This is a genomic window from Streptomyces sp. NPDC018610 (assembly GCF_044391765.1).
In the GTDB taxonomy this organism is placed as follows: Bacteria; Actinomycetota; Actinomycetes; order Streptomycetales; family Streptomycetaceae; genus Streptomyces.
This window is the reverse complement of record NZ_JBISAL010000012.1, coordinates 275,315-290,420: the sequence shown is the minus strand read 5'-3', so window position 1 is coordinate 290,420 and position 15,106 is coordinate 275,315. Positions and strand designations below refer to the sequence as shown.

The window sequence follows — 15,106 nt, the reverse complement described above, 5'->3', positions numbered from 1 at the left end:
GACAGCCCGACGCCGTCAGCTCCGCGATCTGCTGCAACGTCGCACCGATGTCCGACGTACGCGTCGTCGTCATCGACTGCACCGACACCGGCGCGTCCCCGCCCACCGCCACCGATCCGACCTGGATCTGCCGGCTCTTGCGGCGCTCGGCGAGCTTGGTCGGAACGGACGGCATGCCGAGAGAAATCGCAGTCATCTGCTGTGCAACCCCAAGTCGTGGATCAAGGTCCGGCCCCGTTCAGCGGCGGGCTCCAGGCTTCGAGATTACGGTACGTGGCGCTCTCCCAGCACATCCCACCCGGCAAACCACTCGTTGGAAGGCGGCCGGGCGGATGTCCGCTCCGGCCGCCGTGAACGCTCGGTGGCTAGGAGATTTTGACGGGGTTGACGACGTCGGCGATCAGGACGAGCGCGGTGAAGCAGATGAAGACACTGGCCACCACATAGGCCACCGGCATCAGCTTCGCCACGTCGAACGGGCCCGGGTCCGGCCGGCGCAGCACCCTGGCCAGCCGGCGGCGCAGGGACTCCCACAGGGCGCCCGCGATGTGGCCGCCGTCCAGCGGCAGCAGCGGGAGCATGTTGAACAGGAACAGGGAGAGGTTGAAGCCGGCGACCAGCATCAGGGCCATGGCCAGCTGCTGGGTGGGCGGGATGTCCAGGGTGAAGATCTCGCCGCCGACGCGGGCCGCGCCGACCACGCCCATCGGGGAGTCGGGCTGGCGGGGAGCGCCGTCGAAGGCCGCGTCCCACAGGGCGGGGATCTTGCCGGGCAGGTCCGCGATGGAGTCGACGGCCTCGCCGAGACGGTCGCCCATCCAGGTCACGGACTGGCCGAAGTCCTGGCGGACGACGCCGGTGGCGGCGCTGAATCCGAGGAAGCCGGCGTCGACGTACTTGCCCTCCACGATCCGGCCGCTGGAGTCCTTCTCGGCGACCTGGTTGGTGGCGATCCTCGCGTGCAGGGTGACGTCCCGGCCGCCCCGCTCCACGACGATCGGCACGTCCTTGCCGGGGTTGGCGCGGATGAGGTCCGAGAGCCGGTTCCACTCGTCGGTCCGCACACCGTCGAAGGAGACGATGCGGTCGCCGGCCTTGAGGCCCGCGGCGGCGGCCGGGGAGGGCGCGTCGCCGGCCTTGCAGGTGTCGCGGTTCTCGCTCTGGGCGATGACGCACTTGGAGACCGAGCTGACGGCCGTGGTCTGCTGCGAGATGCCGAAGCCCATCAGGACCGTGAGGAACAGCGCGACCGCGAGGACCAGGTTCATGAAGGGGCCCGCGAACATCACGATGACCCGCTTCCACGGGGCCCGGGTGTAGAACAGCCGTTTCTCGTCGCCGGGCTCGAGCTCCTCGAAGGCGGCCGAGCGGGCGTCCTCGATCATGCCGCGCCAGGGCGAGGTGGAGCGCGCGGCGATCCGGCCGTCGTCGCCCGGCGGGAACATGCCGATCATGCGGATGTAGCCGCCGAACGGGACGGCCTTGATGCCGTACTCCGTCTCGCCCTTCCGGCGCGAGAAGATCGTCGGGCCGAAGCCGACCATGTACTGCGGCACCCGGATGCCGAACAGCTTGGCCGTGGACAGATGCCCCAGCTCGTGCCAGGCGATGGAGACCAGCAGGCCGATCACGAAGACGACTATGCCGAGGATCATCATCAGGGACGTCATGCACGCGCCTCCGCGGTCGCCGTCTGCGCTGTCAGTTCCTGGGCCCGGGCGCGGGCCCAGGCCTCCGCTTCGAGGACGTCCGGGACCGTGAGGGAAGTTCCCGTCTCCGGCGTGCCGTGTTCCTCGACCACCTGTGTCACGGTGTCCATGATCCCGGTGAAGGGCAGCGCGCCGCGCAGGAACGCGTCGACGCACTCCTCGTTGGCCGCATTGAACACGGCCGGGGCGGTGCCCGCGAGCCGGCCCACGTGCCGGGCGAGGCCGACGGAGGGGAAGGCGTCATGGTCCAGGGGGAAGAACTCCCAGGTCGACGCGGTGCTCCAGTCGAACGCGGGCGCGGCGTCCGGGATGCGTTCGGGCCAGCCGAGGCCGATGGCGATCGGCCCGCGCATGTCGGGGGGCGTCGCCTGGGCGAGGGTGGACCCGTCGGTGAATTCGACCATCGAGTGGACATACGACTGCGGGTGCACGACGACCTCGATGCGGTCGAAGGGAATGTCGTACAGCAGGTGCGCCTCGATGACCTCCAGGCCCTTGTTGACCAGGGTGGCGGAGTTGATGGTGATCACCGGGCCCATCGCCCAGGTGGGGTGGGCGAGGGCGTCCTTCACGGTGACGTCGGTCAGCTCGGCCCTGGTCCGGCCGCGGAAGGGCCCGCCGGAGGCGGTGACGACGAGTTTGCGCACGTCGGCACGGGTGCCGGCGGCCAGGGCCTGGAAGAGGGCGGCGTGCTCGGAGTCGACCGGGATGATCTGGCCGGGCTTGGCGAGGGCCTTGACCAGGGGGCCGCCGACGATGAGCGACTCCTTGTTGGCGAGCGCGAGGGTGCGGCCCGCCTCCAGGGCGGCGAGGGTCGGGGCGAGCCCGATGGAGCCGGTGATGCCGTTGAGGACGGTGTGGCACTCGGAGGCGGCGACCTCGGTGGCCGCCTCGGGTCCGGCCAGGATCTCGGGCAGCGGCTCACCGGCGCCGTACTCGGCGCCCAGCGCCTCGCGCAGGGCCGGTACGACGTCCTCGCGGGCCACGGCGACGGTCCGTACCCGCAGCCGGCGGGCCTGCTCGGCGAGGAGGCCGACCCGGCTCCCGTTGGCGGACAGCGCGGTGACCCGGAAGCGGTCCGGGTTGCGCAGCACGAGGTCGATGGCCTGGGTGCCGACGGACCCGGTGGACCCGAGGACCACGACGTCCTTGGGGCCGTTGCCGGCCACGGAGTCGAAGACGAGGTGCGGATCGGCGAGAGGGGCTGGACTGTCGCTCATCCCCCCATTGTGGCCGCACCGGCTCCGTCTTCCGACAGCGCGTCCCCCGGGCGGGTCCCGGCGGGGTCCCGCCGTGGCGGCGGGGTCCCGCCGTGGCGGCGGGGCCCCGCCGGGGCGGCGGGGCCCCGCCGGGGCGGGCGGTCAGCGGATGGGGCGGTGCACGTTCTTGCGCTCGCTCGGGCCGGGGGGTGTCTCGGCGATCCACGGACCGTCGTCCGAGGGGTCGATGACGCCGTGCTCCAGCCACTCGTAGGCTCCGCCGAGGACGCCCTTGACGACCTTGCGGTCGACGTCGTCGGTGTTGGTCCACAGACGGTCGAAGAGCTCGGCTACGCGGATGCGGGCCTGGCGGCAGAAGGCGTCGGCGAGCTGGTAGGCCTCGCGGCCGTGCTCGCCGCGGCCGCGCAGCAGTTCGGCCCGCACACAGGCCGCGCTCATCGCGAACAGTTCGGCCCCGATGTCGACGACGCGCCCCAGGAAGCCCTGCTTGGTCTCCATCCGGCCCTGCCAGCGGGACATGGCGTAGAAGGTGGAGCGGGCGAGCTTGCGGGCGTTGCGCTCGACGTAGCGCAGGTGCGGGGACAGGTCGACATGGCCCGCCGGATGGAACTCGGCATAAGCACCGGGGAGTTGACCGGGTCCCGCGACCAGCCTGGGCAGCCACTTGGCGTAGAAGACGCCCGCGTTCGCGCCCGCCTTCGCCTTGTCCTGGAGGGACTTGTCCGGGTCGATGAGGTCGCCGGCGACCGAGAGGTGGGCGTCGACGGCCTCCCGCGCGATCAGCAGGTGCATGATCTCGGTGGAGCCCTCGAAGATGCGGTTGATGCGCAGGTCGCGCAGCATCTGCTCGGCGGGGACCGCGCGTTCGCCGCGGGCGGCGAGCGAGGCGGCGGTCTCGAAGCCGCGTCCGCCGCGGATCTGGACCAGTTCGTCGGCCATCTTCCAGGCCATCTCGGAGCCGTAGAGCTTGGCGAGGGCGGCCTCGATGCGGATGTCGTTGCGGTTCTCGTCCGCCATCTGGGAGGACAGTTCGAGCACGGCCTCCAGTGCGAAGGTGGTGGCGGCGATGAAGGAGATCTTCGAGCCGACCGCCTCGTGCAGCGCGACCGGCTTGCCCCACTGCTCGCGGGCCGCGGACCACTCGCGGGCGATCTTCAGGCACCACTTGCCGGCGCCGGCGCACATCGCGGGCAGGGAGAGGCGGCCGGTGTTGAGGGTGGTCAGGGCGATCTTCAGGCCCTGGCCCTCCTCGCCGATGCGGTGCGCGGCCGGGACGCGCACCCGGTGGAAGCGGGTGACGCCGTTCTCGATGCCGCGCAGGCCCATGAAGGCGTTGCGGTTCTCCACCGTGACGCCCTCGGAGCCGGCCTCGACGACGAAGGCGGTGATGCCGCCGCGGTGCCCCTCGGACTTCGGCACCCGCGCCATGACGACGAGGAGGTCGGCCACCACCCCGTTGGTCGTCCACAGCTTGACGCCGTCCAGGACGTAGTCGTCGCCGTCGGGGACGGCGGAGGTCGCCAGGCGAGCCGGGTCCGAGCCGACGTCCGGCTCGGTCAGCAGGAACGCGGAGATGTCGGTGCGGGCGCAGCGCGGCAGGAAGGCGTCCTTCTGCTCCTGGGTGCCGAACATCTTCAGCGGCTGCGGTACGCCGATCGACTGGTGCGCGGAGAGCAGTGCGCCGATCGCGGGGCTGGCGGAGCCGGCCAGGGCGAGGGCCTTGTTGTAGTACACCTGGGTGAGACCGAGACCGCCGTACTTGGTGTCGATCTTCATGCCGAGGGCGCCGAGTTCCTTGAGTCCGGTGATGACGTCGTCCGGGATCCGCGCGTCGCGTTCGATCCGGGCCGAGTCCACCTTCGTCTCGCAGAAGTCGCGGAGTTTGGCGAGGAACTCCTCGCCGCGCTGCACGTCCTCGTCGGCGGGGAGCGGGTGCGGGTGGATGAGGTCGAGGCGGAAGCGGCCGAGGAACAGTTCCTTGGCGAAACTGGGCTTGCGCCAGTCCTGCTCCCGGGCGGCCTCCGCCACCTCGCGCGCCTCGCGCTCGGTGACGGTGGGTTTCCTGGTCGTTGGTGCGGACATGAGGCTCACCTCGCCGCGAATAGGGATCTGGGGGCGTACGTTACCGATCAGTGCTACCGGTTCGTATGTACCCGTTCAGGGACGGGCACACCACCCCGCGCGCACGGACGCCCACGGTTCACCGTGCGCGTCCCCTCGGCTGCGGAGCGGATTCGTCCAGCATCACGCGGGAAGGCCGCGCCGGCCAGTCGTGGGTCCGCCCGCGTTCGCGTGCGGGGCCCGCACGGGGGATCCGGGACCCGGGTGGCGCCGCCCGCCGGGCGCTCGCCGAGGTGCGCGGACGACGACGGCCGGAGCCCCCGCACACGGGCTCCGGCCGTCGTCGTCCACCGGCCGCCGTTCGGCGACCGGGGTCGGTCCTACAGGGCGAGGCCCGTCAGGACCAGGACGCGCTCGTAGGTGTAGTCGTCCATCGCGTAGCGCACGCCCTCGCGGCCCACGCCGGACTGCTTGGCGCCGCCGTACGGCATCTGGTCGGCGCGGTAGGAGGGGACGTCGCCGACGACGACGCCGCCGACCTCGAGGGCGCGGTGAGCGCGGAAGGCGACCTGGAGGTCGTGCGTGAACACGCCCGCCTGGAGGCCGTACTTGGAGGAGTTGACGGCGGCGAACGCCTCGGCCTCGCCGTCGGTCCTCTGCACGGTCAGCACCGGGCCGAAGACCTCCTCGCAGGCGATCGTCACATCGGCCGGCACGTCGGCGAGGACGGTCGGCGCGTAGGAGGCGCCGTCGCGCTTGCCGCCGGTGAGCAGGGCGGCGCCGGCCTCGACGGCCTCCTCCACCCAGGACTCGACGCGCTTGGCGGCGTCCTCGCTGACCAGCGGACCGACATCGGTCTTCGGGTCGGACGGGTCGCCGGTGACCTGCGCCTCGACGGCGGCGACGATGCGCGGCAGCAGCCGGTCGTACACCGCGGCGTCGGCGATCACGCGCTGCACCGAGATGCAGGACTGGCCGCCCTGGTAGTTGGAGAAGGTCGCGATGCGGTTCGCGGCCCAGTCCAGGTCCTCGTCGCTCGCCCAGTCGGCGAGGACGACGGCCGCGCCGTTGCCGCCCAGCTCCAGGGTGCAGTGCTTGCGCGGCACCGAGTCCATGATCGCGTAACCGACCGTCTCGGAACCCGTGAAGGAGATGACCGGCAGCCGCTCGTCCTGGACGAGGGCGGGCATCTTGTCGTTGGCGACCGGCAGGATGCTCCAGGAGCCGGCCGGCAGGTCGGTCTCGGCCAGCAGCTCGCCGAGGATCAGACCGGACAGCGGGGTGGCCGGGGCCGGCTTGAGGATGATCGGGACGCCGGCGGCGATGGCCGGGGCGACCTTGTGCGCGCACAGGTTCAGCGGGAAGTTGAACGGCGCGATGCCGAGGACGACGCCCTTGGGGAAGCGGCGGGTGAGGGCGAGACGGCCCTGGCCGCCGCCGTCGGTGTCCAGGCGCTGGGCCTCGCCGCCGTTGAACCGGCGGGCCTCCTCCGCGGCGAACCGGAACACCGACACCGCGCGCCCGACCTCGCCGCGCGCCCACTTGATCGGCTTGCCGTTCTCGGCGGAGATCAGCTGCGCGATCTCCTCGGTGCGCTCGGTCAGGCGCTTGCCGACGTGGTCCAGGGCGGCGGCCCGTACGTGGGCCGGGGTGGCGGCGAACTCGTCCAGCACGGCGTGCGCGGCGGCCACGGCCTCCTCGACCTGGGCGTCGGTCGGCACGCCGACCGTGCCGACCAGCCGGCCGTCCCACGGGGAGGTGACGTCGAAGGTTGCCTCGCCGGTGACCTGGCGGCCGGCGAGCCAGAAGGCGGTGGTGGAAGTCATTGTGACGAGTCCCGGCCCTTCCGCGTTGGGGGTGGTCTGCTTGCGTCGTCCACGGTAGGGCGGGGGCGGCCCGGCGGCGCTTGTCCGGCGTGGAGCAGTGCGGGGCGGGTGTGCGCCGGTTTGGCGTAGGTACGGCCGGGTCCGCCCGGCGGCCACCGCGCGCGGGCGGCCTCGGCGCACCCCGCTGAGGCGGCCCCGGGCTGCTCCCCTGCCTGCCGCTCCCCTGTTCCGGCGCGGTCGCCCCTGTCCCCTACTCCGGGGAGGTCGCCTTGAGGGCCAGCCACAGTTCCATGCGGACGTCCGGATCGTCGAGGGAGCGGCCGAGGATCTCCTCGACGCGCCGCATCCGGTAGCGCAGGGTGTGCCGGTGCACGCCCAGGTCGGCGGCGGCCGCGTCCCACTGGCCGTGGCGGGAGAGCCAGGCGCGCAGCGAGGCCACCAGGTCGCCGCGGCCGGTCGCGTCGTGCTCGTACAGCGCCCGCAGCAGTCCGTCGGCGAAGGCCCGTACCGCGTCGTCCGCGAGCAGGGGCAGCACGGAGCCCGACGCCAGCTGTTCGTGCTCCACGAGCACCCGGCCGCGCCGCCGGGCCACCGACAGCGCTTGCTCGGCCTGTTTGTAGGCGGCGGCCGCCGCGATCGGGCCGGCCGGCGCGGAGAGCCCGACGACGAGTTCGTCCGCCTCGCCCGCCCGCTGCTCGGACGGCGCCGCGGCGCGGGCGGCCTCCAGCGCGGCGGCGTGTTCCGCGCACGCGGCGACGGCCGCGCTGCCGTCCCCGGCGAGCACCACCAGCCGCTCCCCGTCGGGGACGATGAGCAGCGCCTCCCCTGAGCGGGCCGCCGCCGCCTCGGCGATCTCGGCGAGGCCCGCGAGCGGGTCGCCGCCCGGGGGCGCGTGCACGGCGGCCGGGGCGGGCTTGGCGGTCTGCACCCGGGCGTGCCCGTCGGCGTGCGCCCGGGCGGCGAAGGCCGACGCGGACTCGGCGACGATCATCCGGAAGGGCGCGTCCAGCAGGCCGCCGTACAGGTCCCCGGCGACCGCGCGGGCGTGGTCGGGCTGTCCGGCCAGCAGCATCCGCAGCACGGCCGCGCCGAGCCGCTGTTCGGCGGCGTGCAGCGAGCGCGAGCGTTCGGTGGTGAGGGTGAGCAGGGCGATCGCGGAGTGGACGGCGTAGCGCTCGGCGGTGCCCAGCGGTGCGGCGGTGCCGACGGCGAGCGCGGCGCGCGGGCGGCGGCCGGTGCCGATGGAGTGCAGTTCGACGCGGTCCTCGGTGTCGGGGCCGCCGACCACGGCGGAGGCGGGCGCGGGTCGGTCGCGCAGCCGTTCGACGTCGGCGGTGAGCCGGGCGGCCCTGCGGGTCGCCCACTCCGGCGCGGTGGCGACGACGGCGCCCGAGGCGTCGTAGAGGGCCGCCCAGCCGTCGACCTGCGCGGCGAGCGCGACGAGCAGGCCCTCCGGTCCCGCGTTCAGGGCTTGGCGGGTCAGCTCCCGCTGAGCCGCGAAGCCCGCCGTGACCGCCCGGTACTGGTCGGCGGCGATGGCGGCCGAGACGGCCTTGCTGATGGCGAGGAACGGGGTGCGCCGGGGCACCTCCAGCAGCGGCAGCCCCTCCTTCTCGGCGGCGTCGACGAGCGCCGCGGGGATCTCGTCGTAGTTGACGCCGACGGCGAAGCCGAGTCCGACCACACCGGCCCCGGCCAGCCGCTTCACGTAGCGGCGCATCGCCTCGGGGTCCTCCGCGTCCAGTTTGAGCGCGGTGATCAGCAGCAGCTCGCCGCCCTCCATGTACGGCACGGGGTCGGCGAGCTCGCTGACGTGCGCCCAGCGGACGGGCACGTCGAGGCGGTCCTCACCCGCGCGCACGGTCAGCTTGAGCGCGGAATGGTGGACGAGCGAGGCGAGCGTCGGGGGCATGAGGCCTTCAGGTCTGCGGAGGTCGAGTGATCCTGGTGACGTTTTGGCCGCCGCGTATGAACGACCTCTGCCGATTGTGCCTCACCGTACGATCGCCGCGCCTGCGCACGCCCATTCCCGCGGTCAGGACGGCGGGACGGGTCCGCGCCCCCGCCGGGAGGCCTCAGCCCCGCAGGTCGACCAGCAGGGGCGGGGCGTGCTCGCCGCGCACGCCGGTCAGCGACAGCACCGCGTGCCCCGGCGGGATCTCGTGGGCCAGCTGGGAGGCGGACCAGCGCTCCCGCTCGACCTGCTTGGTGGTCACGGCGTCGGTGGTGACGGCCTTGCCGGTGACCAGCTTGCGCAGGGCGTGCAGGGCGCGGGTCATCGGCTGGTCGGCGAAGACGGTGTGCTTGGCGACCTCCGTCGTCTCCACCCACTCGGTGCCCCAGGCGTGCGCGAACCGGCTGCCGTCCCAGGTGGTGACCCCGGCGAGCGCCATCCGGCAGCCGACGGCGCCCAGCAGCGGGCCGTGCAGCGCCTCGGGCACGTCGGCGACGGTGCGCAGCGCGAGGACGACCCCGGCGTTCAGCGAGCGCAGCCGCTGGATGCGGCGCACCGACTCGGGGGTGACGGTTCCGGTGGCGTCGTCGAGGACCAGGAACGCCGAGTGGGTGCGCCGGGTGTCGCGTACGACGGTGTGGAACTGGGCCAGGACCAGCCGGGTGATCATCCGGGCCGCCTCCTCGTGCCCGCGCTCGGGCAGGTCGATGCGGACCCGAAGCGGGTGGTGGGCGACGGCGCGCAGCGAGAACGGCCTGCTGCCGGCGCCGTCCGCGGGGCCGGCGGCGAAGAAGTCGGCGAAGACCGGCCGGTCCAGGAGCGCGAGCCGGTCGGCGAGCGCGCGGCCCGCGTCGGCGGCGCCGCCGGCCTGGCGCATCCGGGCGTCGAGTTCGCGGCGCATCACCGCGTGCTCGTCGGCGGCGAGCCCGGCCCGCAGCGCGGCCAGCGCCCCGGGCTCCCCCTCCAGCAGTTCACGCAGCACCGGCAGCGGCGGGAAGTGCCCGTAGACGGCCCGGTAGGGGCCGAGGAGCTGGGCGAGGGCGGTGGCGGCGCTCTGTCCGCCGACGCCGTCGAGGTCGCCGACCAGCGCCTCGGCGAGGAAGGCGGCGGCCTCGTCGGGATCGTCGGACTCGGCGTACGGGTCGAGGTCGTGGACGGAGGCGGAGTCGCCGATCCGGACGACGACGTCGTAGGCGGAGTCCCGGCCGAGCGGCGCTCCCGCGGCGGAGACGGCGACCACCGCGCACCGGCCGGTGAGCGCCTGGAGCGCGAGCGTCTCGGTGACCGGCTCGGTGACGTGCCGGGTCTTGCCGGAGCCGGGCGGGCCGACCAGGAGCAGGGAGGTGGCGAGCAGATCGGGGCCGAGGGCCGCGCCGGCGTCGTGGTAGGCGCGCGGGGCGCGCTCCGTCGGCACCCAGCGCCCGAGCCGCACCTGTCCCTCCAGCAGGTCGTGCCGCGCGGTGCGGCCCGGCAGGTCGCGGGCGCCGGAGGGGTGGGTCCAGGCGGCGGCGCCGTGACGCAGCACGGTGTCGGCGAAGGCCGCCGGGCGTCCCTCGGCGCGGGCCTCGGTCCAGGCGCGCTCCACGCGGGCGCAGTCCACGTCGGTCATCCGGCCGCCGGCCACCTCGGCGGTGAGCAGGTCGGCCGCCTGGTGCTGCCCGGCGTGGCGCAGTGCGGGCCACTGGGAGCGGGGCAGGTCGACAGGCGGCGGGGCGGCGGGACCGGCGGCGGCCCGGCGGCGCGCGGCGAGTTCGCGGCCGTAGGCCCACCACCCGCCGACGCGGGCGAACGGCCACACGACGGCCGCCGTGATGGCCGCGTACAGGCTGTACACGAACAGCGGCGACTGCAGGAGGCCGTAGCCCCGGGAGAGCACGATGGTCAGGTTGAGGAAACCGCCGACGACTGGCAGGGGACTCCAGAAGGCCCCAGGGAAGGCACTGGGAAACACCAGCGCCAGCACCGCGAGGGCGAGCAGGGCGGTGTGCACCGCACGCCGCGGCTGGGGTTTGTGTTCGTAGTAGTAACGAAGCCCCCTGCCCCAACTACCTAGACGCGCCATACCCCAGACCAGGATCACGAAGGCGAGGTCGCGGTAGGCGACAAGAGCCTGGGCGCCCCATCGGTTGAGGTTTTCGGCGTCTGGCTCCTTGGGCCACAGCGAGTCGCTGTACCACCAGTCGTCCGGAGTGATCAGCCGCAGCAGGGCCCCCTGGTAGGGGACCGCCCCCCGCAGCCAGAAGGACCAGAAGATCAGTCCGATGACGGCCGGGACGGCCATACCGGCGATCGTGGCAGCGCTCAGTCGACCTTTCTGCTCCTCCTCCTTCGGCAGCCGATGGCCGAACCTCCAGATGCCGGGCGCGGCGGCCGGGCGCGGGGTGTCGAGCCAGTCGGCGACGGCGGGCCGGACAGCCGCCGGTGCGGGGGCGTCGGCCGGCCGCGGGGGCCGGTGGACGTGGGCGTCCGGCGGGCTCGCCGGCCGGGGCGGGGCCGCGGGGCTCGGCGGGGGCGTCGGCGGCGCGTACGGCGGCGCGGCGGGCGGGGTGTCCCGCGGCACCGCCGGGCGCGGCACGGGGTGCGCATGCTTCGGATGCGTGCCCCGGGCGTCCTGCGTCCCGTCGTCCATCTCCCGTGCCCCCTGAGCAGCCGTTCCGTCATCGTCATCGAGTCGATCCGCAGGTCAATCTAACGCCCCGGCAGGGGGAGTTCACCGATCGCGCGCGAAGCCGCACGCCGTGGTGTCGTGACGCCGCCGTTCCAGCCCCGCTCCCCCTTCTCTATCCATCTCGGACAACCGCGAGCGCCGACAACGCCCACATGGAGCATGCCCAGCCCTCTCCCGCCGCCCTAACCTGCGAGAAAAGAAGGAAAGCGTCCGAAAAACACCCCCGGTACGCGCCTCGTACGCACCCGGCGCACGGCCCTCGCGTCCGTGCGGCCGTACGTCCCCGCAAGATCTCATCAGGGAGCCCCCCATGACCGCACTTGAGCAGGAGCGCCGCGTCGTCACCGCCATCCCCGGCCCGAAGTCGCAGGAGCTGCAGGCCCGCCGTACCGCCGCGGTCGCGCAGGGCGTGGGCTCCACGCTGCCGGTCTTCGTCACGCGTGCCGGCGGCGGCATCATCGAGGACGTCGACGGCAACCGGATCATCGACTTCGGTTCCGGTATCGCCGTGACCAGCGTCGGCGCGTCCGCCGAGGCGGTCGTACGCCGCGCCTCCGCGCAGCTCGCCGACTTCACCCACACGTGTTTCATGGTCACCCCGTACGAGGGCTACGTGGCCGTCGCCGAGGCGCTGGCCGAGCTCACCCCGGGTGACCACGCCAAGAAGTCGGCCCTCTTCAACAGCGGCGCCGAGGCCGTCGAGAACGCGGTGAAGATCGCCCGCGCGTACACCAGGCGCCCGGCGGTCGTGGTCTTCGACCACGGCTACCACGGTCGTACGAACCTCACCATGGCGCTGACGGCGAAGAACATGCCGTACAAGCACGGCTTCGGTCCGTTCGCGCCCGAGGTCTACCGCGTCCCGGTCGCCTACGGCTACCGCTGGCCCACCGGCGCCGAGAACGCGGGCCCGGAGGCCGCCGCGCAGGCCATCGACCAGATCACCAAGCAAGTCGGCGCGGAGAACGTGGCCGCGATCATCATCGAGCCGGTGCTCGGCGAGGGCGGCTTCATCGAGCCGGCCAAGGGCTTCCTGCCCGCGATCCGCCAGTTCGCCGCCGACAACGGCATCGTCTTCGTCGCCGACGAGATCCAGTCCGGCTTCTGCCGCACCGGCCAGTGGTTCGCCTGCGAGGACGAGGGCATCGTCCCGGACCTGATCACCACCGCGAAGGGCATCGCCGGCGGTCTGCCGCTGGCCGCCGTCACCGGCCGCGCCGAGATCATGGACGCCGCGCACGCCGGCGGCCTGGGCGGCACCTACGGCGGCAACCCGGTCGCCTGCGCGGGCGCGCTGGGCGCGATCGAGACGATGAAGGAGCTGGACCTCAACGGGAAGGCCAAGCGCATCGAGGAGGTCATGAAGGCCCGCCTGGGCGCCATGGCCGAGAAGTTCGACGTCATCGGCGAGGTCCGCGGCCGCGGCGCGATGATCGCGATCGAGCTGGTCAAGGACCGCGACACCAAGGAGCCGAACCCCGAGGCGGCCGGCGCGCTCGCCAAGGCCTGCCACGCCGAGGGCCTGCTGGTCCTGACCTGTGGCACCTACGGCAACGTCCTGCGCTTCCTGCCCCCGCTGGTCATCGGCGAGGACCTCCTGAACGAGGGCCTGGACATCATCGAGCAGGCGTTCACGCGCATCTGAGCGAGACCCGCTCCCATCGGGCGGGGCCGACGGCAGACGGTGTGAAGAAGGTGTGCGAGGAGGATGGCGGGACGCCGATCCCGCTGTCCTGCGCCCCTTCGCTGCCGTAGGTTCTGAGGCAGATGAGAGATACACCCGCCCACAGGGGACTGTGGGCGACACCGGGCCGTCGCCTCCCCAGCTTCGACCTGGTCGTGCCTCGCGCACACCGGGGCCCCCGGGCTCCGGATCTCCTCACCGATCGGACAGTCGCCCGCCCCAAACCCCCCGGGGCGCGCGACGTTCCGTTCCGATCAGGACGGTCACCCGCAGACGTTCGGAACGACCGCTCCAAGAAGGGCCGACGCGAATCCCCCCCCTTGCGCCGGCCCTTCGGTGTACCGCCCCTCTCCCTCTCCTCACCCGCGCCGCCGGCGGGCCGGGATCACACCGTGAGCGTGATCGCCTCGATCCACGAGTTGTTGTCGTGGGTGCCGACGTAGGTGAGGTCGAGCGGATCCCCGGGCTTGTCGCACGCCATGGCGAGCCAGGTGTCGTCGTGGACGTAGGAGGTCTGGCAGACGGTGCTCTTGCCGCCGTCGACGTTGATGGGGAAGCCCAGCATGTGCGGGGCGTCCTTCTCGGTGCTGCCGACGTAGTTGTCGATGCCGTCGTCGACACCCGACCACGGAGCGTTCCAGGTCCCCGTGCCATCGGTCGACGCGGGGTTGTAGACGAAGGCGGCGCTGGACGTGCCGTGGGTCCCGGACACCGCGGTGTTGACCGCCGTGGTCGGCTTCCCCGAGCCCGGCGTGCCCGCTGTCTCGCCGTCGCACGCGACGCCGGACCAGCCCTTGTCCGCCACATAGATCCGGTAGCAGATATGCGGTTTGTCCGGCTCCTGCGCGGCCAGTTGCCGGACGACGGTCGCCGCGGTCTTCTCCGGCGCCTTGTCCTCCTTCTTCTCCTCGCCGCCACCGCCCCCTGTCCCGGCTCCGTCCCCCTTTCCGGCTCCGGCTCCGGCACCGTCCTCGGCTCCGGCTCCGCCGGCCTGGTGCGACTCGGTCGCGGCCGGGGGCGCCGGGACGTCGGCGGACGGTGCCTTCGGCGCCTGGGCAGGCGGTGAGGCAGCGGGGGCGAGCGTGCTGCCGGCCTCGGCGACCCGTTCGGTGGCACCGCTGCCGACGTTCGGCTTGTAGGCGATCCACAGCATCGTGAAGGTGATGCCGAGGGCCAGGAACACCCCGAGGAAGGTCGCGAGCCACCGGGGCAGGAACCCACGCTGGAGATACGTGCCCTCCACCGGCAACGGGCTCACACCGGAACGCTGCACCGCCAGGGTGTACGGCCGCTGCTCCTTCCCCCCGAACCAGATGATCTTCCGGGGCTTCAGCGTGGCCTTCACGAACGCGGCCCGGCCCGGCTCGATCTGCACATTGCTCGGGTGGATGTCGTACGACAACTGGTCGCCGTTGTCGCTGCCGCTCACCGACGCGGTGACCTTGGTGTTGCCCAGGTTGTCCACCGCCAGGCGGGGGCGGCCCCGGAAACGGCCCTTGACCGTCGGCGGCACCAGTTCCGCCCGCACCTCGGTGAACGGGGTGATGGTGAGGTTGCCCTCCGGGACGGTGACGGCCTCCGGATGCTCGGTCGGCGTGATCCGCACCGCGTACGGATTCGGGCCCGCCGTCGCGTCCGGCGTACGGGGCGGCGCGAACGTCAGCTCCACCGTCCCCGTCGTACCGGGGAACAGCCGCAGCGTCTGCGGCTCCACCGTCGTCCAGGGCGCGACGTCACCGACCGGCTCGAAACGGTACTCGTCGACGACGTCACCCGTGTTGCGCAACCGCAGCCGCACACGCGTACTGCCACCCGGATCCACGGTCGCGGAGGCGGGCTCGAGGGAAGTCCAGAGGCTCACTCCCGGACTTTAAACATGGCGACGGAGCCGAGTCAGCAAGCCACGGGGCACGGTGAATGCCCGAAGAGGCGCGACCGGCTGCCCCTGACGCTTCCCCGTCGAAGGCCCTGACGCGCCGGGCTG

General features: G+C 73.0%; 9 protein-coding genes. 1 reads left to right on the top strand and 8 read right to left on the bottom strand.

Translation table 11 applies throughout. From position 1 onward, the window contains the following. From ACH5A8_RS29445 to ACH5A8_RS29415, 7 genes are all read right to left on the bottom strand, one after another. Positions 1-196: flavodoxin-dependent (E)-4-hydroxy-3-methylbut-2-enyl-diphosphate synthase (locus ACH5A8_RS29445; RefSeq protein WP_359074581.1), on the bottom strand; the 196-nt coding region annotated here is incomplete at its 3' end. Positions 197-365: 169 nt separating this feature from the next. After that, entirely contained in the window at positions 366-1,658 is a 1,293-nt protein-coding gene (locus tag ACH5A8_RS29440; protein ID WP_399007009.1) for a M50 family metallopeptidase, read from the bottom strand. Between the two features lie 8 nt (positions 1,659-1,666). After that, on the bottom strand, positions 1,667-2,929 hold the full coding sequence (gene dxr / locus ACH5A8_RS29435; protein WP_399006999.1) for a 1-deoxy-D-xylulose-5-phosphate reductoisomerase: 1,263 nt from the start codon (positions 2,927-2,929) through the stop codon (positions 1,667-1,669). 141 nt (positions 2,930-3,070) lie between these two features. Further along, positions 3,071-5,011, bottom strand: a complete 1,941-nt coding sequence (locus ACH5A8_RS29430; protein WP_399006998.1) for an acyl-CoA dehydrogenase family protein — start codon at positions 5,009-5,011, stop codon at positions 3,071-3,073. Between the two features lie 359 nt (positions 5,012-5,370). Next, positions 5,371-6,816, bottom strand: a complete 1,446-nt coding sequence (locus tag ACH5A8_RS29425; RefSeq protein WP_399006997.1) for an aldehyde dehydrogenase family protein — start codon at positions 6,814-6,816, stop codon at positions 5,371-5,373. A 250-nt stretch (positions 6,817-7,066) separates the two neighbouring features. Next, positions 7,067-8,728: a PucR family transcriptional regulator gene (locus ACH5A8_RS29420; protein WP_399006996.1), complete on the bottom strand. Its 1,662-nt coding sequence runs from the start codon at positions 8,726-8,728 to the stop codon at positions 7,067-7,069. A gap of 163 nt (positions 8,729-8,891) precedes the next feature. Further along, a complete protein-coding gene (locus tag ACH5A8_RS29415) occupies positions 8,892-11,399 on the bottom strand; it encodes an ATP/GTP-binding protein (RefSeq protein ID WP_399006995.1) in 2,508 nt (835 codons plus the stop codon). Positions 11,400-11,748: 349 nt separating this feature from the next. Here ACH5A8_RS29415 and gabT point away from each other — a divergent pair, with 349 nt between their 5' ends. Next, positions 11,749-13,083, top strand: a complete 1,335-nt coding sequence (gabT, locus tag ACH5A8_RS29410) for a 4-aminobutyrate--2-oxoglutarate transaminase (RefSeq protein WP_399006994.1) — start codon at positions 11,749-11,751, stop codon at positions 13,081-13,083. Between the two features lie 424 nt (positions 13,084-13,507). On the opposite strand, the gene ACH5A8_RS29405 is transcribed toward gabT, so the two are convergent. After that, positions 13,508-14,983: a hydrolase gene (locus ACH5A8_RS29405; RefSeq protein ID WP_399006993.1), complete on the bottom strand. Its 1,476-nt coding sequence runs from the start codon at positions 14,981-14,983 to the stop codon at positions 13,508-13,510. Between the last annotated feature and the right edge of the window lie 123 nt (positions 14,984-15,106).

What these genes read in the sequence shown, in the direction of transcription:
- ACH5A8_RS29440 (WP_399007009.1), bottom strand. Translation starts at nt 1,658, where the DNA reads ATGATGATCCTCGGCATAGTCGTCTTCGTGATCGGCCTGCTGGTCTCC.
- ACH5A8_RS29420 (WP_399006996.1), bottom strand. Translation starts at nt 8,728, where the DNA reads ATGCCCCCGACGCTCGCCTCGCTCGTCCACCATTCCGCGCTCAAGCTG.
- ACH5A8_RS29425 (WP_399006997.1), bottom strand. Translation starts at nt 6,816, where the DNA reads ATGACTTCCACCACCGCCTTCTGGCTCGCCGGCCGCCAGGTCACCGGC.
- ACH5A8_RS29415 (WP_399006995.1), bottom strand. Translation starts at nt 11,399, where the DNA reads ATGGACGACGGGACGCAGGACGCCCGGGGCACGCATCCGAAGCATGCG.
- ACH5A8_RS29430 (WP_399006998.1), bottom strand. Translation starts at nt 5,011, where the DNA reads ATGTCCGCACCAACGACCAGGAAACCCACCGTCACCGAGCGCGAGGCG.
- gabT (WP_399006994.1), top strand. Translation starts at nt 11,749, where the DNA reads ATGACCGCACTTGAGCAGGAGCGCCGCGTCGTCACCGCCATCCCCGGC.
- dxr (WP_399006999.1), bottom strand. Translation starts at nt 2,929, where the DNA reads ATGAGCGACAGTCCAGCCCCTCTCGCCGATCCGCACCTCGTCTTCGAC.